13 protein-coding genes and 1 pseudogene are annotated in these 15952 nt (G+C 65.5%); 1 reads left to right on the top strand and 13 read right to left on the bottom strand.

The window, feature by feature from the left end:
• Positions 1-105 precede the first annotated feature (105 nt).
• Positions 106-261, bottom strand: a pseudogene (locus tag OKW27_RS04355) (mannitol dehydrogenase family protein); the annotation flags it as partial.
• A 327-nt stretch (positions 262-588) separates the two neighbouring features.
• Here OKW27_RS04355 and OKW27_RS04350 point away from each other — a divergent pair.
• Positions 589-1299, top strand: coding sequence for a FadR/GntR family transcriptional regulator (locus OKW27_RS04350; protein ID WP_429332658.1), 711 nt, complete (start codon positions 589-591; stop codon positions 1297-1299).
• Positions 1300-1343: 44 nt separating this feature from the next.
• Here OKW27_RS04350 and OKW27_RS04345 read toward each other — a convergent pair whose 3' ends face one another.
• The 12 genes from OKW27_RS04345 to OKW27_RS04290 form a co-directional block, all read right to left on the bottom strand.
• Positions 1344-2321, bottom strand: a complete 978-nt coding sequence (locus OKW27_RS04345) for a N(4)-(beta-N-acetylglucosaminyl)-L-asparaginase (protein WP_429332657.1) — start codon at positions 2319-2321, stop codon at positions 1344-1346.
• 41 nt (positions 2322-2362) lie between these two features.
• Complete coding sequence (locus tag OKW27_RS04340) at positions 2363-3118, bottom strand: ABC transporter substrate-binding protein (protein WP_429332656.1); 756 nt, start codon at positions 3116-3118, stop codon at positions 2363-2365.
• A gap of 12 nt (positions 3119-3130) precedes the next feature.
• The gene (locus OKW27_RS04335; RefSeq protein ID WP_090810843.1) at positions 3131-4051 is read right to left on the bottom strand and encodes a LysR substrate-binding domain-containing protein; all 921 of its coding nucleotides are present in this window, start codon (positions 4049-4051) and stop codon (positions 3131-3133) included.
• Between the two features lie 74 nt (positions 4052-4125).
• Positions 4126-5373: an amidohydrolase family protein gene (locus tag OKW27_RS04330; RefSeq protein WP_429332655.1), complete on the bottom strand. Its 1248-nt coding sequence runs from the start codon at positions 5371-5373 to the stop codon at positions 4126-4128.
• A gap of 66 nt (positions 5374-5439) precedes the next feature.
• The gene (locus tag OKW27_RS04325) at positions 5440-6630 is read right to left on the bottom strand and encodes a M24 family metallopeptidase (RefSeq protein ID WP_429332654.1); all 1191 of its coding nucleotides are present in this window, start codon (positions 6628-6630) and stop codon (positions 5440-5442) included.
• Between the two features lie 73 nt (positions 6631-6703).
• The gene (locus tag OKW27_RS04320) at positions 6704-7591 is read right to left on the bottom strand and encodes an ABC transporter permease (RefSeq protein ID WP_429332653.1); all 888 of its coding nucleotides are present in this window, start codon (positions 7589-7591) and stop codon (positions 6704-6706) included.
• A gap of 3 nt (positions 7592-7594) precedes the next feature.
• Positions 7595-8656 (bottom strand): extracellular solute-binding protein, encoded by a 1062-nt coding sequence (locus OKW27_RS04315; RefSeq protein WP_090810835.1) that lies wholly within the window; start codon positions 8654-8656, stop codon positions 7595-7597.
• Between the two features lie 11 nt (positions 8657-8667).
• On the bottom strand, positions 8668-9720 hold the full coding sequence (locus tag OKW27_RS04310; RefSeq protein WP_090810833.1) for an ABC transporter ATP-binding protein: 1053 nt from the start codon (positions 9718-9720) through the stop codon (positions 8668-8670).
• 2 nt (positions 9721-9722) lie between these two features.
• Entirely contained in the window at positions 9723-10586 is an 864-nt protein-coding gene (locus tag OKW27_RS04305) for an ABC transporter permease (protein WP_429332652.1), read from the bottom strand.
• Positions 10587-10847: 261 nt separating this feature from the next.
• Positions 10848-12143 (bottom strand): MFS transporter, encoded by a 1296-nt coding sequence (locus OKW27_RS04300; RefSeq protein WP_429332651.1) that lies wholly within the window; start codon positions 12141-12143, stop codon positions 10848-10850.
• Positions 12144-12291: 148 nt separating this feature from the next.
• The gene (treA, locus tag OKW27_RS04295; RefSeq protein ID WP_429332650.1) at positions 12292-14169 is read right to left on the bottom strand and encodes an alpha,alpha-trehalase TreA; all 1878 of its coding nucleotides are present in this window, start codon (positions 14167-14169) and stop codon (positions 12292-12294) included.
• 284 nt (positions 14170-14453) lie between these two features.
• The gene (locus OKW27_RS04290) at positions 14454-15950 is read right to left on the bottom strand and encodes an alkaline phosphatase family protein (protein ID WP_429332649.1); all 1497 of its coding nucleotides are present in this window, start codon (positions 15948-15950) and stop codon (positions 14454-14456) included.
• Between the last annotated feature and the right edge of the window lie 2 nt (positions 15951-15952).

Raw genomic sequence — 15952 nt, 5'->3', positions numbered from 1 at the left:
CTACTCTATTTGGATGAACCATGCGGCCTCGTGGCCGCCGGTGTGCTGCCGGGGTGTGCTGCCGGGGTGTGCTACGGATCTACTGCGGATTTGCGGCCCGCGTCGTTAGCCGTCGTGCGTGCACGCGGCAAGCGCCGCGCTTAGACGCGGTTGCTCGACACGCACGCCAAGCTCGCGCGCGAGTTCGATCACCGGCTTGAAACGCCGCTCTTTCTTTTGCTCGTGATTGCGCGCGATGTCGGCGAGGCGATGATCGAGGAACCGCCGGCCTCGCGCGTTCGGCGAGCGCGAGTTGGCCGGGTTGTTCGCAAATGACAGTCTTCATCGTCATGGAGAAATTGATCGGGTGTCGGGATGCGGAGCGACCAGCAGGGCTGCACGGCTGGCGTCTCCTCGGCGTCAATCTGGCCTTACCAATTTGCAAAAATAATGGCGAGTGCGATACTGGTCAAGCCAATTCGCACGGAGTTGGGGGAAAACCCCGAACGCTGTCGCCGAACACGCACGATTTGCGCGCCGGGCGCTTCGATCTACAATCGGCGCTCGCCTTATGGGGCTTGCACAAGCTACATCGCCGGGAATCGTTTCGTGACCACCAGACCTGCCGACACTCGCCGCCTCTATCTTCAGATCGCGGAAAAATTGCGCGAGCTGATCGCTCAGCCGGACTTCGCGCCGAACGGCCGCCTGCCGCCCGAGCGCGCGCTGGCGGAGACGCTCGGCGTGTCGCGGCCGTCGGTGCGTGAGGCACTGGTCGCGCTGGAACTGGAAGGGCTCGTCGAGATTCGTATGGGTTCGGGCGTCTACCTGTGCGCGACGCCGTCCGCGCAGAATGATGCGTCGCTGTCGCAGGCCGAACTCGGCGATAGCCTGCTCGACATCCTCGGCGCGCGCTGCCTGATCGAAGGCTCGATCATCGCGAGCGTCGCACCGTTCTGCAAACCGAAAGATCTGAAGATGCTGCGCGCCATCTACAACGAGATGGAGCGCGAAGTAAAAGCCGGCAGAATTCCGGTCGCGGCCGATCGCGCGTTCCATCTCGCGATCGCGCAAATGTCCGGCAATGAGGTGCTCGTGCGCACCGTCAGCTCGCTATTCGATGCGCGGCATAGTCCGCTGTCGGAAAAGCTGCGCGGCCACTTCGAGAACGAGACGACGTGGGGCGCCGTGCCCGACGAACATCTCGTGATTTTCGAAGCGCTGGAGGCGCATGATGCGATTCAGGCGCAAGCGGCGATGCAGCGTCACTTGAAGCTATCGTTGGAGCGGGTGATTGCGGGGGGGCAGAAGACGTCTTAGGTGCCGCTGCGGGAATACCGCTGATTCACCACTACGCGTCACCCTCACACGTCGGTATAAACCTGCATCGCAATCCGCTTGCTCTGCGGCTCACCCGCCGAGATCTGGATCAGCTCGCAAGCACGGCGCTCCGGCTGCGCCATGACTGGCGTCCACACCCAGTAGTGATTGCCCGGCAAGCCATTGACCGCCACCACGCAGTAATTGCCCGCGGCATCGATCGCATGGATCGTCACGCGGCTGATCAAGCCGCCCTTGAGCGCGCGCATATCGTCGACCGCTTCGGTGACCGCGCGCTCGACGCTCATGCCCATTTTCATGTAGAGCACCACCGCGCGCGCCGTACCGGCGCGGATCGTCATCTCGCCCGCGCCCGTGCATGCGCAGGCGCCGTAACGGCTATCGGCGTAGGAGCCCGCGCCGATCACGGGGCTGTCGCCGAGACGGCCCGGATATTTCCAGCCCCATCCCGATGTACTCGTGCCGCTCACGACATTGCGGGCGCTGTCGAGCGCAAGAAAAACAGTCGTGTCCTTGCCGATCTCCGGATCGACCGCGTCGTGGCAATAGCGTTCGAGCGGCACGTTCGGCCACGCGGCCCTGTCGGTCGCGCTGACTTCGCCGTCGAACCAGCGCGCGTAGGCCTTGCGCGAATGTTCGGCGAGCAGCTCGCAGCGCTCCGCACCCGTTTCGGCCGCATAGCGCGCGGCGCCCTCGCCGATCAGCAGCTCGTGCGGCAGCCGTTCCATCACGGCGCGCGCGACGCTGACCGGATGCCTGAACCCCTTCAGACCGCCCACCGCGCCAGTGCGCAGCGTCGAGCCATCCATCACCGACGCATCGAGCTCGACTTCGCCGAGCAGATTCGGCCAGCCGCCACGCCCGACCGTGCGCACCTCTTCGTCATCTTCGACGAGCCGGATGCCTGCCTCGACCGCGTCAAGCCCGGCACCGCCATTGCGCAGCAGTTCCGCGGTCAAGCCGATGCCGGATTTACCTTCGTTGTTGGTCAGAATAATCATGTGTTTGGATCTTGCAGGCAGAAATGTGCGGAGCCTCAGGGTCAAAGTCCAGCGCGGAAATCCTTGTTCCAGAAGTCGAGCATTTCCGTTTTGTGTTTCATCAGCATCGCGAAGTCGACCGGCACGATCCGCTCCAGCTCCTTGCCCGAGAAGCCCACCGCCTGTTGCAACGACGGCGGCAGGTTCGCGTTCGTGATCGTCGGCGCGTAGCCCATCGATTCGGCGAACGCGCGCTGGGAACGCGGATCGAGCATCGCATTCAGATAGGGAAACGCGCAGGCGGACGATTTACTGCCCGCGGTGACGGCGGCCTCGAACGTGGCCGGTAATGCGCCCTCCTTCGGGAACACGTAATCGACCGCGAGGCCCGCCTTTTTCCACTGCAGCGTGCGCGCCTTCCACGTGACGGTCACGACGATCTCGCCGCTCTTGAGCGCCGACGCCAGTGCATCGACCGACGGATACACTCGCGGCGATGCCTCGCGCAGTGCGCGCAAATACTTCTGCCCGAGCGCAAGATCGTTCGCTTGCCCACCCGAGGCAAGCGCGCCCGCGAGCGTCAGATAGTCATACTGATCATCGACCAGGCCGATTTTGCCCTTGAATTGAGGGTCCAGCAGCGCGGCGAGACCGTCCGGGCGCGTGCGCACCCTGTCGGTATCGTAGACGAGCGCGAGCGCGCTGAAGATGTGCGGGACCGCGTAGCTGCGACGAAACTGCGGAATCACGTTGGCAAGGTTCGGCAGCAGCGCGTCATCGAGTTTCGCGGTCGTGCCTTCGGAGTACATCTGGAACATGGCGGCAATCGGTCAGCTCGCTGCCGTCAAGCGCGTATTCACGGCCGCCAGCACTTCTTCGAGCGTCTCCTCCATCACCTTCGACAATTCGTCGAGATGCGGAGCCGGCGCGGCGCCATGCGGCGTGATCTTCAGCGTGTAGAAAGGCATTGCGTGCTCGAAGCGGCGCAAGATCAGATTCGAATCGAGAAAGTCGTACGCCGACACCGGATGCAGCAAACCGATGCCGAGGCCTTCCTTGACCATCGTCGCGATGTTGACCGAATACGGCGCGGTCGCCACCACCTGCGATTGCAGCTGACCGGTCGCGAACACCTGATCCATGCCCCAACGCACGAGGTCCGGCAGATCGTACGACACGATCGGCTGATTCCGCAGATCCGCCACCTTGATGACCTTGCGCTTGCCCAGCGGATGACCGGCCGGCAACGCGCAGATCGCGTCGAGCTGCGCGAAGGCGGTCGAATCGGTGCCGGTCACGTCGACGGTATTCGTGACGAGACCGAGCGCGAGTTGACGCGACACCACCTGATCGCGAATCAGCGACGATGCCCCGGTCGTCAACGCAATCTGCACGGCCGGATGCCGCCGATGAAAGTTCGCCACGACGCGCGCGAAGTAGCCGAGCCCGAACGATACGACCGAGCCCACGCGAATCACCGCGGTCGACGGATTGCGCAAGCTCAGCGCGAACTCGCGGATGTTGTCCAGGCCGGCATAGCGCCGCTCGACTTCCTCGAACAGCGCCAGGGCTTCGACGGTCGGTTCGAGCCGGCCGCGGCTGCGATCGAACAGCGTGAGACTGGTCGAGCGCTCCAGATCGGTAATCAGGCGGCTGATGCCCGACTGCGAAGTGCCGATGACCTGCGCGGCGCGAGTCGTCGTGCGCGTGAGCATCAGCGCCCTGAATGCGTCGATGTGCCGAAAGTCCATCCGTTCTCTCCGGATTGCACGGGCCGCCGGCGCTCCCCGCTGTCAACCTCGCTCGCAAGCGAGCGCTGCGCATGTCACGCCGGCAAATCAAAGGCATGGATTCTACCGCCCTTCATCACGACCGGAATGCGCTCGCCCTGCCCCAGCAGACAGTCGAGCGACGCAAGCGGATTGCCGTCGACGACGAGCATGTCGGCGTGCGCGCCTGCCGTGATCTGCCCGAGCTGCCCGACCTGGCCGAGCACCTGCGCGCCGACCACCGTTGCGCTGCGCAGGATTTCGAGCGGCGTCAGCACTTCGCTGCGCAAGCGGAATTCATCGCTTTGCAGACGCTGCGATTCGCCGAGCAGATCGCTACCGAAGCCCATCGGCACGCCCGCCGCGCGGAAGATTTCGAGCGAACGCAGGCCCGCCTGGCGCACGCTCCCGATCTTCGCGACGCTGTCGGCGGGCAGGCCGAGCGCTTCGCCTTCGTTCGCGAGCGCGTCGTAGGTGACGAGCGTCGGCACCGCGAACGCGCCGTGCTCGGCCATCACCCGCGCAGCCGCTTCGTCGACCAGATTGCCGTGCTCGATCGTGCGAACGCCGCAGCGTACCGCGCGCGCGATCGCCTCGGCCGTGTACGCGTGCGCGAGCACGTAGGTGCCGCGCGCCCGCGCCTCGTGGACGATCGCCCTGATCTCGTCTTCCGAATAACCCCATGCGCCGACCGGATCGGTGGGCGAGGCGACGCCGCCCGAGGCCATGATCTTGATCTGGTCGGCACCCATCTGCAGCTCTTCACGCACCGCGCGACGCACGGCATCGACGCCGTCGGCGACACGCGATATCGCGCCGACCCGCGCGCAACACGCGCATGGGCTATCGGTGCCGATGTAGTCGCTGCGGCCGCGCATGTCGCCGTGTCCGCCGGTCTGGCTGATCGCGCGGCCCGACACGAACAGGCGCGGACCTTCGGCGAGACCCTGTTCCAACGCCTGTTTGAGCGCGAAGCCCGCGCCGCCCGCATCGCGCACTGTCGTGAAGCCACGCCGAAGCATGCCTTGCAACAACGGCAACGACTTCAGCGTGACCAGCACGTTCGGCAAGTTCACCTGTGCCGCGAGATTGAGCTGCGTCGCATGCACGTGCACGTGCAAATCGATCAGGCCAGGCATCAGCGTCTTGCCGCGCAGGTCGATTTCGCGTGCGGACGCGCTGCGGATCGGCCGGTCCGAGACCTCCTGGATGCGTCCGTTTTCCACCAGCACCGCGTGGTCCTCACGCAATTCGCCGGCAGCCGGATCGAGCAGCGCGCAGTGCGAGAACAGAATCGACTCCATCAGGTCTCCTCCCGGTACAAGATCCGGGTCATCTGCAACGTTGAAGGGTGTCGCGCGCTGCGCGACTCAATCGATGGTCGCGTGCGCGAGCGTGCGAGGGGTCTTCGTGAGCAGCTCCGGCGTCGGGCCGGTCACGACCGAATCGTCGAGCCGGAAACCGCCGAGGCCGTACACATAGATGCCGGGCTCCGCCGAGTACACCTCGTTGTCCAGCAGCGCGCGGTGATTGAACGCCATGTCGTCCGGATACTCGTGACCGATGATGCCCATGCCATGCCCCGTGCGATGACGGATGTACTTCGCGCAGCCGGCCTGCTCGATCACCGCCTGCGCGGCCGCGTCGATACCCGAAACCGGCTGACCCGTGACGGCCGCCGCGACGGCCGCCTCGTTGGCCGCGCGCGCGACCTCATGAAAACGCGCCTGCTCGGCGCTCGGTTTGCCGCAGAACCAGGTGCGCTCGTTCTCGATCACGAGACCGTTCAAACGCGGAATCACGATATTGACCAGACCGTCGCCCGCCTTGATCTGCGCGCCGCACGACGCACCGTCGCCGTGCGGCGACGCCGATGCCGGTCCCGACAAGGTCCAGCAACGCATCACTTCGAGGTTCTCGCCAGGAAAGCGGCGCGCGCCTTCGGTCACCATCAGGGTGGCCATCTGATAGTCAAGTTCCTGAACGAGCCGTCCGGGCCGAATGTTCTCGCGATAGCGGTCCTGCACCCAATCGGCGAGGCTTGCGGCGGCCCGCATGATGGCAATCTCCTCCCGGTGCTTGACCCAGCGCAACGAGCGCAGCTCGGCGAGCATCGGCAGGAACTTCGCGTCCGGCAGCAGCGCCGCCGCGCGGCCGAGCGGACCGCCGGCGGCTTCGACGCCGATTCGCGATACGCCAAGCCCGGCGGCACGCAAACGCGCGGCGATCAGCTCCGGGACTTCCGCGAGTAGCGGCTGCCGCTCGACCACGCGCGGATGCTCGGAGTAGAACGAGATATCGTCGAGCCACAGATGTCCGCGCTCGCGCGCCATCATCACGTGATGCGTCGACAGCTCGTTCATGATCGCGAACGGCTCGCCCGACAGCGGCACGCACACGGTGATCGGCCGCTCCCAGGTCTGCACGTCGACGTGGAAATTGGTCGCCCACTGGAAGAAGTCGGCGGACGTGAAGATCAGCGCATCGACTCGCTGACGTTCCATCAGTTTTTGCATCAGGTCGTGACGGTAAGCGCGAGTCTTGTCGGTGAGGATTGGCATCTGTCGTTCCTTCAGGAAGAAGAATTAAGGAGAGGCGCATCCCACACACCAGCCCGCGGCGCGCCCTGTCAGTTCAGGTCATCATCGTCTTCGCGTAGCGCCGCTGGATGATCCAGTGCGACAACAGCGCCAGCGCAAACGTGACGACCATCGATACGATCGACAGCACGGCCCCGAACGGCCAGTTGTTCGCCTTGGCGATCTGGTCGTAGATTGCCGGCGTCATCATCGTGATGCCGGTGCCGCCGAGCAGCACCGGTGTCGCGTACGCGTTCATGCACAGAATGAACACGAGCATCGTGCCGGCCGCGACGCCGGGCGCCGCGATCGGCAGCACGACGCGCGCGAGCGTCTGAGCGAAGCTCGCGCCGAGATTGCGCGCGGCTTCCTCGATCGAGAAATCGAGGCCTTCGAGCACGCTCTGCAAGGTCAGGATCATGTACGGCAGAACCAGGGCGGTGGTGCCGGCCACCACCGCGAACGGCGTATACAGCAGCCGCACCGGTTGATCGACGAGGCCGAGCGCCATCAGCATCGCATTGACGAAACCCGCGTTGCCGAGCATGACCATCCAACCCGCCGCGCGCACGACGTTGCCGACCAGCAGCGGAAACACCAGCAGCATCACCAGTTGGCTCTTGAAGCGGCTCTGCGTTTTAGCAAGCACATAGGCGACCGGAAAACCGAGTACGAGCGACAGCGCCGTGCACAGCGCGGCCACCTTGATCGTGGTCCACAGCACCGCGTGGTAGTACGGATCGGTCAGAAACTGGACGTAGTTCTCGAGCGTGAACGCCGCCTGCATCATCTGGACCGAGTCGAAATGATTGAAGCTGTAGCGCACCAGTTGCACGCCCGGCAGCACGATCACGAATAGCACGACCAGTACGGCGGGCGAAGCGAGCAGGCCCCCGGCGAAGTCGCGGCGCCGCGGCGCGGCGTTCAGTGCGCTCGTCGTCATGGTTCAAAGTCCCGGCTTGAATTCCTTGTTCCAGAAGTCGAGCAGCGCCGGTTTTTCCGCGGTGAAACGCGCGTAGTCGACTTTGACGAGGCGATCGAGCTCGGCATTCGTGAAGCCGACGCTCTGTTGCAGCGTCGGCGGCAAGGCCGCATCGGTGACGGTCGGCGCATAGCCCATCGTCTCGGCAAAGCCGACCTGCGCGCGCGGATCGAGCATCGCGTTCAGATAGTTGAAGCCGCACGCACGCGTCGGCGCGTTCTTCGGCACGGCGGCCTCGAACGTGACCGGCACGCCGCCCTCTTTCGGGAACGCGTAGTCGACCGGCACGCCGCCTTTTTTCCACTGCAGCGCGCGCGCTTTCCACATGCAGGTCATCCAGATTTCGCCGCTTTTCAGCGCCGCCGCGACCGTTTCGTTCGACGGATAGACCTTCGGCTGCTGCTTGCGCACCTCGCGCAGAAACTGGATGCCGGCCGCCGTGTCGCCATTGTGCTGGCCCGCCGCGAGCGAAGACTGCAGCACGTTGAAGTTGTACAGAATGTCGGAAAAACCCACCCGTCCCTTCAGTTTCGGATCGAGCGCGACCGCGAGCGAATCGGGTTTTGCCTGAAACTTCTCCGGGTTGTAGACGATCACCATCGCACTGAAGATGTGCGGAATCGAATACGGGCGGCGCAGCGCTTCGATCGTGCGCGCCGAGTTCGGCACCAGTTTCGTGTCGAGCGGTTCGAGCACCCCGGAACGGTTGACGTCGAACATGTCGATGTCGGCGAGACAGGCGACGTCGAGCGAACCGTGACGCGACATCTTCTCCGCGCGCAGCTTCGTCATGCGGCCGATCTGATCCGCCGAGTCGTACGTGACGCGACCGCCAGCGGCCTCGATGATCGGCTTGCCGATGTTCTGTTCGAGCAGGTTCAGATAATCGCCGCCCCACGTGCCGACGACGACGTTGGGGCAAGCGTCGGCCGCCAGCGCCGTGCGCGGATCGAAACCGAGCGACGGAGCGACGAGCAGACCGGAAGCAGCTTTCAGAAACGTGCGGCGCGTGATGGGATAGCTCATTTTATGGTCCTTCAGGCGGAAAAAAGCAGGCAATCTTCGGTTCTGAAGCACGCGTGCAGCGTGTCGCCCGGCGACCATGCGCCGGCACCGGCATGCGCGGTGTTCGGCACGAGCGCGACGAGGCTCTGGCCGCGCTCGCTCGTGAGGCGCAATTCGACGGTCGCGCCGAGATAGATCCGGTCGGCCAGCCTGACCGGGATCGACACTTCGCTGTGCTCGGGCGCCGCGGCAAGACGCAGGCGCTCGGGTCGGATGCCGAGCGTGTTGGCATTGCGCGCGGCCGCGTTGACTGTGAACTTTTCGCCGTTCGCGGTGATGAACTGGCCGTTGTCGACGTGGCCCGCGAGGAAATTCATGCGGCCCAGGAAGCTCGCGACGAACGGATTGGCGGGCCGCTCGTACAACGCGTCCGCGCTGCCGATCTGCTGCACGCGTCCGTCGTGCATGACGGCCACGCGGTCCGCCATCGCAAGTGCTTCCTCCTGATCGTGCGTGACGAAGATCGTCGTGAGACCGAGACGCTGCTGGAGCGCGCGAATTTCTTCTCGAACCTCGACGCGCAGCTTCGCGTCGAGATTCGACAACGGCTCGTCGAGCAGAAATACGTCGGGCCGGATCGCGAGCGCGCGCGCAATCGCGACGCGCTGCTGCTGGCCGCCGGACAACTGCCGGGGATAGCGTTCGGCGAGCGAGCTCAGCCGCACCATGTCGAGCGCCTCGCGAATGCGCGTGTCGCGCTCCGCCTTCGGTACACGCCGCATTTCCAGACCGAACGCGACGTTCTGCGCGACGGTCATGTGCGGAAACAACGCATAGCGCTGAAACACCATGCCGGTATTGCGCTTGTCGGGTGCGAGCCGCGTGACCTCGGTGTTGCCGATCCAGATTTCGCCGTCGCTCGGCTCGACGAAGCCCGCGACCATGCGCAGCGTCGTCGTCTTGCCGCAGCCGCTCGGGCCGAGGAACGCGACCAGCTCGCCCTCGGCGATATCGAACGACACGTCGGCGACCGCGGTCGTCGCACCGTACTGCTTGCGCAGATTGCGCAGGGATACCTGAGCCATGATCAGATCACCTTGCCGAGCTTCACGAAACGATCGGTGATCAGCATTACGATGCCAAGCAGCACGATCTGCGCGGCCGATACCGCCGCAATGGTTGGGTCGAGATTGAATTCGAGGTACTGCATGATTGCGATCGGCAACGTCGTCTTGCCGGGGCCGACGAGCGGCAAGGTCATCTCGAGGTTCTCGAACGAGACGATGAAGCCGAACAGCGTGGAGGCGACGATCGCCGGCCGCAGCATCGGCAGCGTGACGCGCCACAGCGTGCGCCACGCACCGGCGCCGAGATTGCGCGCCGCCTCCTCGACGGTCGTGTCGAGCTGGCCCAGGCTCGCGGTGACGAGCCGGATCGTCCATGGGATCGTCAGGCAGATATGCGCGAGCAGCAGGCCGCCGAATGTGCCGACGATGTCGGTGTCGAGCGCATTCTCGGCGCGCAGATAGAACAGATAGGTCGCAATGCCGGCGACGATGCCAGGCACGACTAGTGGCAGCAGCAGCGTGTTGCTGACGAGACGCCGCCCAGCAAACCGGTAGCGCGCAAGCGCGAGCGAGGCAGCGACACCGAGCACCACGCCGCCGATCGCGGCGCCGGCCGCGAGCTTCAGCGACAGCACGAAACCATTCGCGAACGCGTCGTTACGCCATGCGTTGACGTACCACGACAGCGTGTAGCCGGACGGCGGGAACGTGATGATCGCGTCCTTGAAGAAGCTCAGCCAGATCACGAAGATCAGCGGGCTCAGCATGAACAGATAGATGAGCGCGACGCCCGCCCTGACGAACCATTTCGCCGGGGACAGACGTGGGTGGGACAAAGCGCGCGCGGAAACGATGTTGCTACCGTCGATCGGAACCTGCGTCACCGCGCTTTCTCCTTGGTCGGGATTACACGTTGGGGTGTGTCCGGCGGAGTGGCGACCTCAGGCCACCCCCGCTTCGCCTCGGCTGGTCGCAATGTAAATTTGCATAGCCTGACGAACTGCGATTCACAGTAGCATGAATAAAAAAAGGAGCAAAGCGGGTTCTGGCTAGACGCGCGCTGGGGTTTACGCGGGCGCTGGTCGCCCAGGGGAAAGGTGTTTGCGCCGGAATGGCAAACGCGTTGACCGTCGAGGAGGCTTGTATCAGCGCGCCACCGCTGCCCGTGCCCTGCCCGACTTCACGCGCCAGTTCGCGAGCGCGCCGAGCGCCATCAGCACGCTGGTGCCGAGAAACACCGCGCGCATGCCGACGTGTCCGCCGACGAAACCGCCCAGCAACGGGCCAGCCACCTGCCCCGCGTATTGCGACGACACCGAGTACCCAAGGATCGCGCCCGTCACGCTCGCCGGCACGCTATGGCGGATCACGCTCGCGATGCACGGCAGCAGGCCGCCCAGTGCCATCCCCATCAGAAAACGCAGCACGATCAGCTGCCAGCTCGCGGTGACGAACGCCTGCGGAACGAGCAACACCGCCGATACGGCGAGGCAGCCGACGATCACATTCCAGTGCCCGGCGCGATCGGCGAACTTGCCGAGACGCGACGACGAGATCACGCTGCCGAGCGCCGCGCCCGACATCACGAAGCCCGCGATCATCGTCACGCTTTGAGGCTTCGTGAGCTGGGCGACGTAGACGGTGATGATCGGCTCGATCGACATATTCGCGACCATCAGCAGCAGACCCGTGGCAAGCATCGCGATGGCCGGCCGCTTGTCGTCCACCGAGGCCCACGCGCCCTGCTTCGGCGCGCTGTCCGCGCGCTTGCGAACCGGCATTTCGCGAATCAGAAACGCCGTCGCGAGAAAGGCGACGAAGATCGCCGCGCCCGAGGCCCAAAAGGTCGCGCGGATGCCGATCAGCGGCGGCAGGAAGCCGCCGATCAGCGGGCCGACCAGATTGCCCGCCATGATCCCCGACGACAGCACGCCGAGCGCCCAGCCCGAACGCGCCTTCGGCGTCTGCGTCGCGACGAGGATCATCGAGCCCGACGCATAGCCGCCGAGCAACCCGGCGAGCAGCCGCAACGCGACCAGCTGCCACGCCGAGTGCGCCATGCCGATCAGCGACATCGCGACCGCCATGCCGAGGCTCGAGCGGATCAGCATCAGCTTGCGGCCGTAGAGGTCCGCGAGCTTGCCCCACAGGGGCGCGACGAGCGCGGCGCTGAAGAAGGTCGCGCCGAACGCGGCGCCGGACCACTGCACGATCGCCGCATGATCCTTTACGCCGAGCTGCTCGACATAGAGCGGCAGGAACGGCAGCAGCAGCGTCATCGCGACGATGGTCGTGAACGAGCCGAACACGCACACGCACAGATTGCGCTGCCAATGCGCGGCGGCTTCATCGCCGGCCGGCGGGGCGGCCTTGGCTGTCGCCGTGGCCTGCGCCTGCGGCGGCACCGGTTCGGCCGATGGTACGTCGAGCTTGCGATTCATCTTCGAGGCTTTCCAGGGTGACGAGGGTCTGTTCGAGCTATCCAAAGCATCGTAACGGGCTGCGCCGCCGCCAGGCAGTCAACCCATCATCCTGGTATCGCTACTACCTCTTCGGAACGCGCGGGCCTGGCTGCGCGCCTCTTTGCAACTAGTGGCCCGCGGGCGACGTGCTGTGCGACGTCTGCGGCGCGGCCGCCGCCGATGCCGCCGCATCCGACACCCCCACCGCACCGCCCGGCAGATCGGCCGGCTTCGTCGAACTCACCGCATCCGGATAGAGCTGCATCAGCACGCGCAGCACGCCATTGGTCCAGCCAAAGCCGTCCTGCAGCGGATACTCGCCGCCCCCCGCCGACTTGCCGCTCGCGTCGACGTCGTACTTCTCGACCAGCTTGCCGGTGCGCTGGTAGTACGCGACGTCGGTGCGGATCCAGCGTGTCGCGATATCGCGCGCGAGCTCCGGCTCGCTATAGCGGCGCAGCCCGATCACCGCGAGGTATTGCAGCGGCGCCCAGCCGTTCGGTTCGTCCCACTGCTGGCCGGTGTTGGTCCGCGTCGTCGCGAGACCGCCCGGACGCAGCAGATCGCGCCGGATCGTCTGCGCCACTTCGCGCGCGTCGTTGCGTGTCGCGACGCCGGCGTAAAGCGGGTACACCGTCGCGGCAGTAAGCCGGTGCGTGAGCGTGCGGTGCACGAAGTCGTAGTCGCCGAATGCGTGCAGTTGCGGATCCCACAGCACCCGGCGGATCGCATCGGCGCGCACCCGGGCACGTAGTTCGAGATTCTCGGCGTGGCCTGCATCGCCGGTCACACGGTAGGCTTTCGCGAGCGTGCGTTCGAGGTCCACCATCAGGCAGTTCAGGTCCACCGGCACCAGCGAGGTCACGTCGATGCTCGCGAGCGTCCTGCCGTCGGCGAACCAGCGCGAGCTGAAGTCCCAGCCGGTTTCGCCGCCCGCGCGCAGGTTGCGCCACAAATCCCGCGCATCGCGTTGCGGTATCCGTTGCGCCGTCATCACATCCTCGCGGTACGACTCGTCGCGCGGCGCCGCGCGCTCGTCCCAGTAGCGATTGAGCAGCGTGCCGTCGGCGAGGCGCACGAGATGGTGCGCCGCGTTGCCCGGCGCGAGATGGTCGCTGCCGGCCATCCAGTACGCGTATTCACGGCGCAGCTCGGGCAGATAGCGGGCGTAGACCTGATCGCCCTCCTTGCGCGCGACGAGCTGCACCATCTGCGCGAAGAACGGCGGCTGCGAACGGCTCAGGTAATACGTGCGATTGCCGTTGGGGATGTGGCCATAGCGGTCGATCAAGGTCGAGAAATTGTTCAGCTCGTCGTCGACGAGCGCGTGCTGGCCGCTCGCGTCGAGCCCCAGCAGGATGAAGTACGAATCCCAGTAGTAGATCTCGTCGAAGCGGTCGCCCGGCACGATGTACGGCGACGGCAGCGGCAACAGCGACGAGTACGGGCTCGCGCTCCCGTCCGGTTCGCGACGCAGCACGTTCCACAGCGTATCGATGTGCGCGGTGACGCTCTCGTCAGGATCGGACGCGTAGCGCTTCGGCGCGCGCGGGGGCAGCGTGAAGCGCTGTTCGACAAATTGTTTCAGGTCGAAGCGCGGCTGAGCACGCTGGCTGTCGTAGTCGGCGATGACCTGGGCCGGCGGCTCGCCTGGCGACATATCGGCAAACGTCTTGCTGTCCGGGTAAAGATGCGCGAGTTCGACGTCGCGATACAGCTCGCCGTACAGCTCGGACGGCGGCGTCGGCACGACCGGCGACGGCTGCGCGTGATCCGTGTTTTCGACGTGCCGGTCCGCGGCGCTGCTGGCGGTATTCGCGGCGGCGGCCGATGCGGGCAGCGTAACGGCCGGCGCGGCCGGCTGGGTCTGGGCGACCGTCGGCGCGGATTGCGCAATGACGCTGGTGCTTGCGGCGAGCGCCAGCGCGGCGGCCAGGTTGGCTACAACGCGGCGGTATGGCCGCTCGCGGGAATACCAAACGGGAAGATCGTAACGAAATGGCATCGGCGGACCCGTTGAGGACGACGCGGTGACGTCGACGTAGGCGGCCCGCCGCGCGCGCCGATGACATGCTGCACGCTACCGCGGGGCTTCGAGGCGGTCTCGCCAGCAAGTGCGGGGCCCACTTCGCAAAACGATGTCGCGCGCAAGCGTTTCTCACCAAACTGCGCTCAAGGCATGAGCCTTCATCAGGCCGTGCATCCCGCCGTGCGCGCTGGCATTCACAGTCCAGCGCGGCCCGGTCCGGCGCCGGCTTGCGGCCCGCTCATTTTAAGCGGAAACCCAGCTTAGCCTCCGGTCCGGAATCCTAGTGACGCCGCCTTCGCGCGCAGATCCGCGAAGCGGTCCGCCGTCGGGTTGATCGCCAGCTTTTGCGACTGATCGATCGCCGCTACGGAGCTTGAGGGCGAAGGTGCCGCCGCCCCTAGACAGATCCCGCCGAACGGCCCTTGGGCGACCGTGAACGCGGGAGCGTCGGTGCGCGGCGCGTCGTCGAGATCGAGCGCGTAGGCGAGATTGAACGTCGCCGGATCGCTGCCGCGCACGCCAAGCGGCTGTACGCCGAAGCGCCATTGCAGCAGCGCGTGAATCGAGCTGGGGTCGAACGGATAGCGGGTGATCGAGTTCGCGCGCACGCGCGGGCCAAGCAGCGCGAGCGGCACGCGAAAGCCGAGCTTGCCGTCGTTGCCGAGTGTGAGCTCGCTGTTGCTGATCGGCCTGGTGGGCGGCACCACGTGCTCGAGAAAGCCGCCCCATTCGTCGTAGACGACGATCATCAGCGTGCGGCTCCACGTCGGGCTCGTGCGCAGCGCCTCGTAGACCTGCGCGAGAAACGCCTCGCCGTCGCGGATGTCGGCATGCGGATGATCGTCGGCGGAAACGCCTTCCAGCTCGCCCGCGAAGGACGGATCGACCATGCAGAACGGCGGCAGCGTCCCGGCCGCGGCATTCACGAGGAAATCAGCAAACGGGCGCGAAATGCCCAGATAACGCGTGCCATAAAGCGCCGTGAACGGCACGTCATGGTAGTAGTAGTGACAGTCGATATTGCCGTCGCTCAGCTTGTCCCAGATCGTGGCGAGCGACGAAGTGTCGGTGCTGTCGTCGAGCCGATCCGTTGCGCCGCTATGCAGATAGACGCGATTGGGAAAGGTGCTGGTCAGAATGCCGCTGAAGTAGAAGTCGCCGATCGTATAACTGCTCGCCACGGCGTTGAAAAATTGAAGATCGGCTGACGTGTAGTAACCGATAGGCAGCAGGTCACCCGGGTTCAGGCTCGTGCCCGGCGTGAGCAGCCAGCCATTCATCGCACCCGATGCCAGTTGCGTGCGCGCCCCCGAGAAGCTGTGATTAGGGTCCTGGTAGGCGCACGCCTGATAGCCGTACGCGGCATTCGCCGCGAGGGAAAACGGCGTTTGCGTCGCGCCGAACGCGTCTTTGAAGTGCTGGTTCGCGGGCATGCCCTCGGCCCCCGGCACCCAGCCGAGGAAATGGTCGAAGGAACGATTTTCCATCGTGACCAGCACGATGAAGTCGATGCCCGAACTGGCCGGCGCGGGCAACGCCGGGCGCGGCAGGCTGTAGCGGTCAGCGGCGTTGGGCGATGGAATGTCGGTAATCGAGGACGCGGGTTCGCCGGCGCTCCCGCCGCCCGGTTGGCCGTCTCCGCCCAATCCACCGCCGCCTCCGCAACCCGATAGCGCAACGCTGCCGGCCACCGCGGCCACGCCCGCAAGAAAGCGGCGGCGGTCGTGTCCGTGATTCTGGTGAGTCTCGTCGCCCATGA

This window comes from Paraburkholderia sp. 35.1 (assembly GCF_050436525.1).
In the GTDB taxonomy this organism is placed as follows: domain Bacteria; phylum Pseudomonadota; class Gammaproteobacteria; order Burkholderiales; family Burkholderiaceae; genus Paraburkholderia; species Paraburkholderia tuberum.
The sequence above is the reverse complement of the archived record's forward strand: the minus strand, read 5'-3'. Positions and strand labels throughout refer to the sequence as shown.

Excerpts from the sequence above, each read along its gene's own strand:
- OKW27_RS04345 (WP_429332657.1), bottom strand. The coding sequence starts at position 2,321 with ATGATTATTCTGACCAACAACGAAGGTAAATCCGGCATCGGCTTGACC.
- OKW27_RS04340 (WP_429332656.1), bottom strand. The coding sequence starts at position 3,118 with ATGTTCCAGATGTACTCCGAAGGCACGACCGCGAAACTCGATGACGCG.
- OKW27_RS04335 (WP_090810843.1), bottom strand. The coding sequence starts at position 4,051 with ATGGACTTTCGGCACATCGACGCATTCAGGGCGCTGATGCTCACGCGC.
- OKW27_RS04330 (WP_429332655.1), bottom strand. The coding sequence starts at position 5,373 with ATGGAGTCGATTCTGTTCTCGCACTGCGCGCTGCTCGATCCGGCTGCC.
- OKW27_RS04325 (WP_429332654.1), bottom strand. The coding sequence starts at position 6,630 with ATGCCAATCCTCACCGACAAGACTCGCGCTTACCGTCACGACCTGATG.
- OKW27_RS04320 (WP_429332653.1), bottom strand. The coding sequence starts at position 7,591 with ATGACGACGAGCGCACTGAACGCCGCGCCGCGGCGCCGCGACTTCGCC.
- OKW27_RS04315 (WP_090810835.1), bottom strand. The coding sequence starts at position 8,656 with ATGAGCTATCCCATCACGCGCCGCACGTTTCTGAAAGCTGCTTCCGGT.
- OKW27_RS04310 (WP_090810833.1), bottom strand. The coding sequence starts at position 9,720 with ATGGCTCAGGTATCCCTGCGCAATCTGCGCAAGCAGTACGGTGCGACG.
- OKW27_RS04300 (WP_429332651.1), bottom strand. The coding sequence starts at position 12,143 with ATGAATCGCAAGCTCGACGTACCATCGGCCGAACCGGTGCCGCCGCAG.
- treA (WP_429332650.1), bottom strand. The coding sequence starts at position 14,169 with ATGCCATTTCGTTACGATCTTCCCGTTTGGTATTCCCGCGAGCGGCCA.
- OKW27_RS04290 (WP_429332649.1), bottom strand. The coding sequence starts at position 15,950 with ATGGGCGACGAGACTCACCAGAATCACGGACACGACCGCCGCCGCTTT.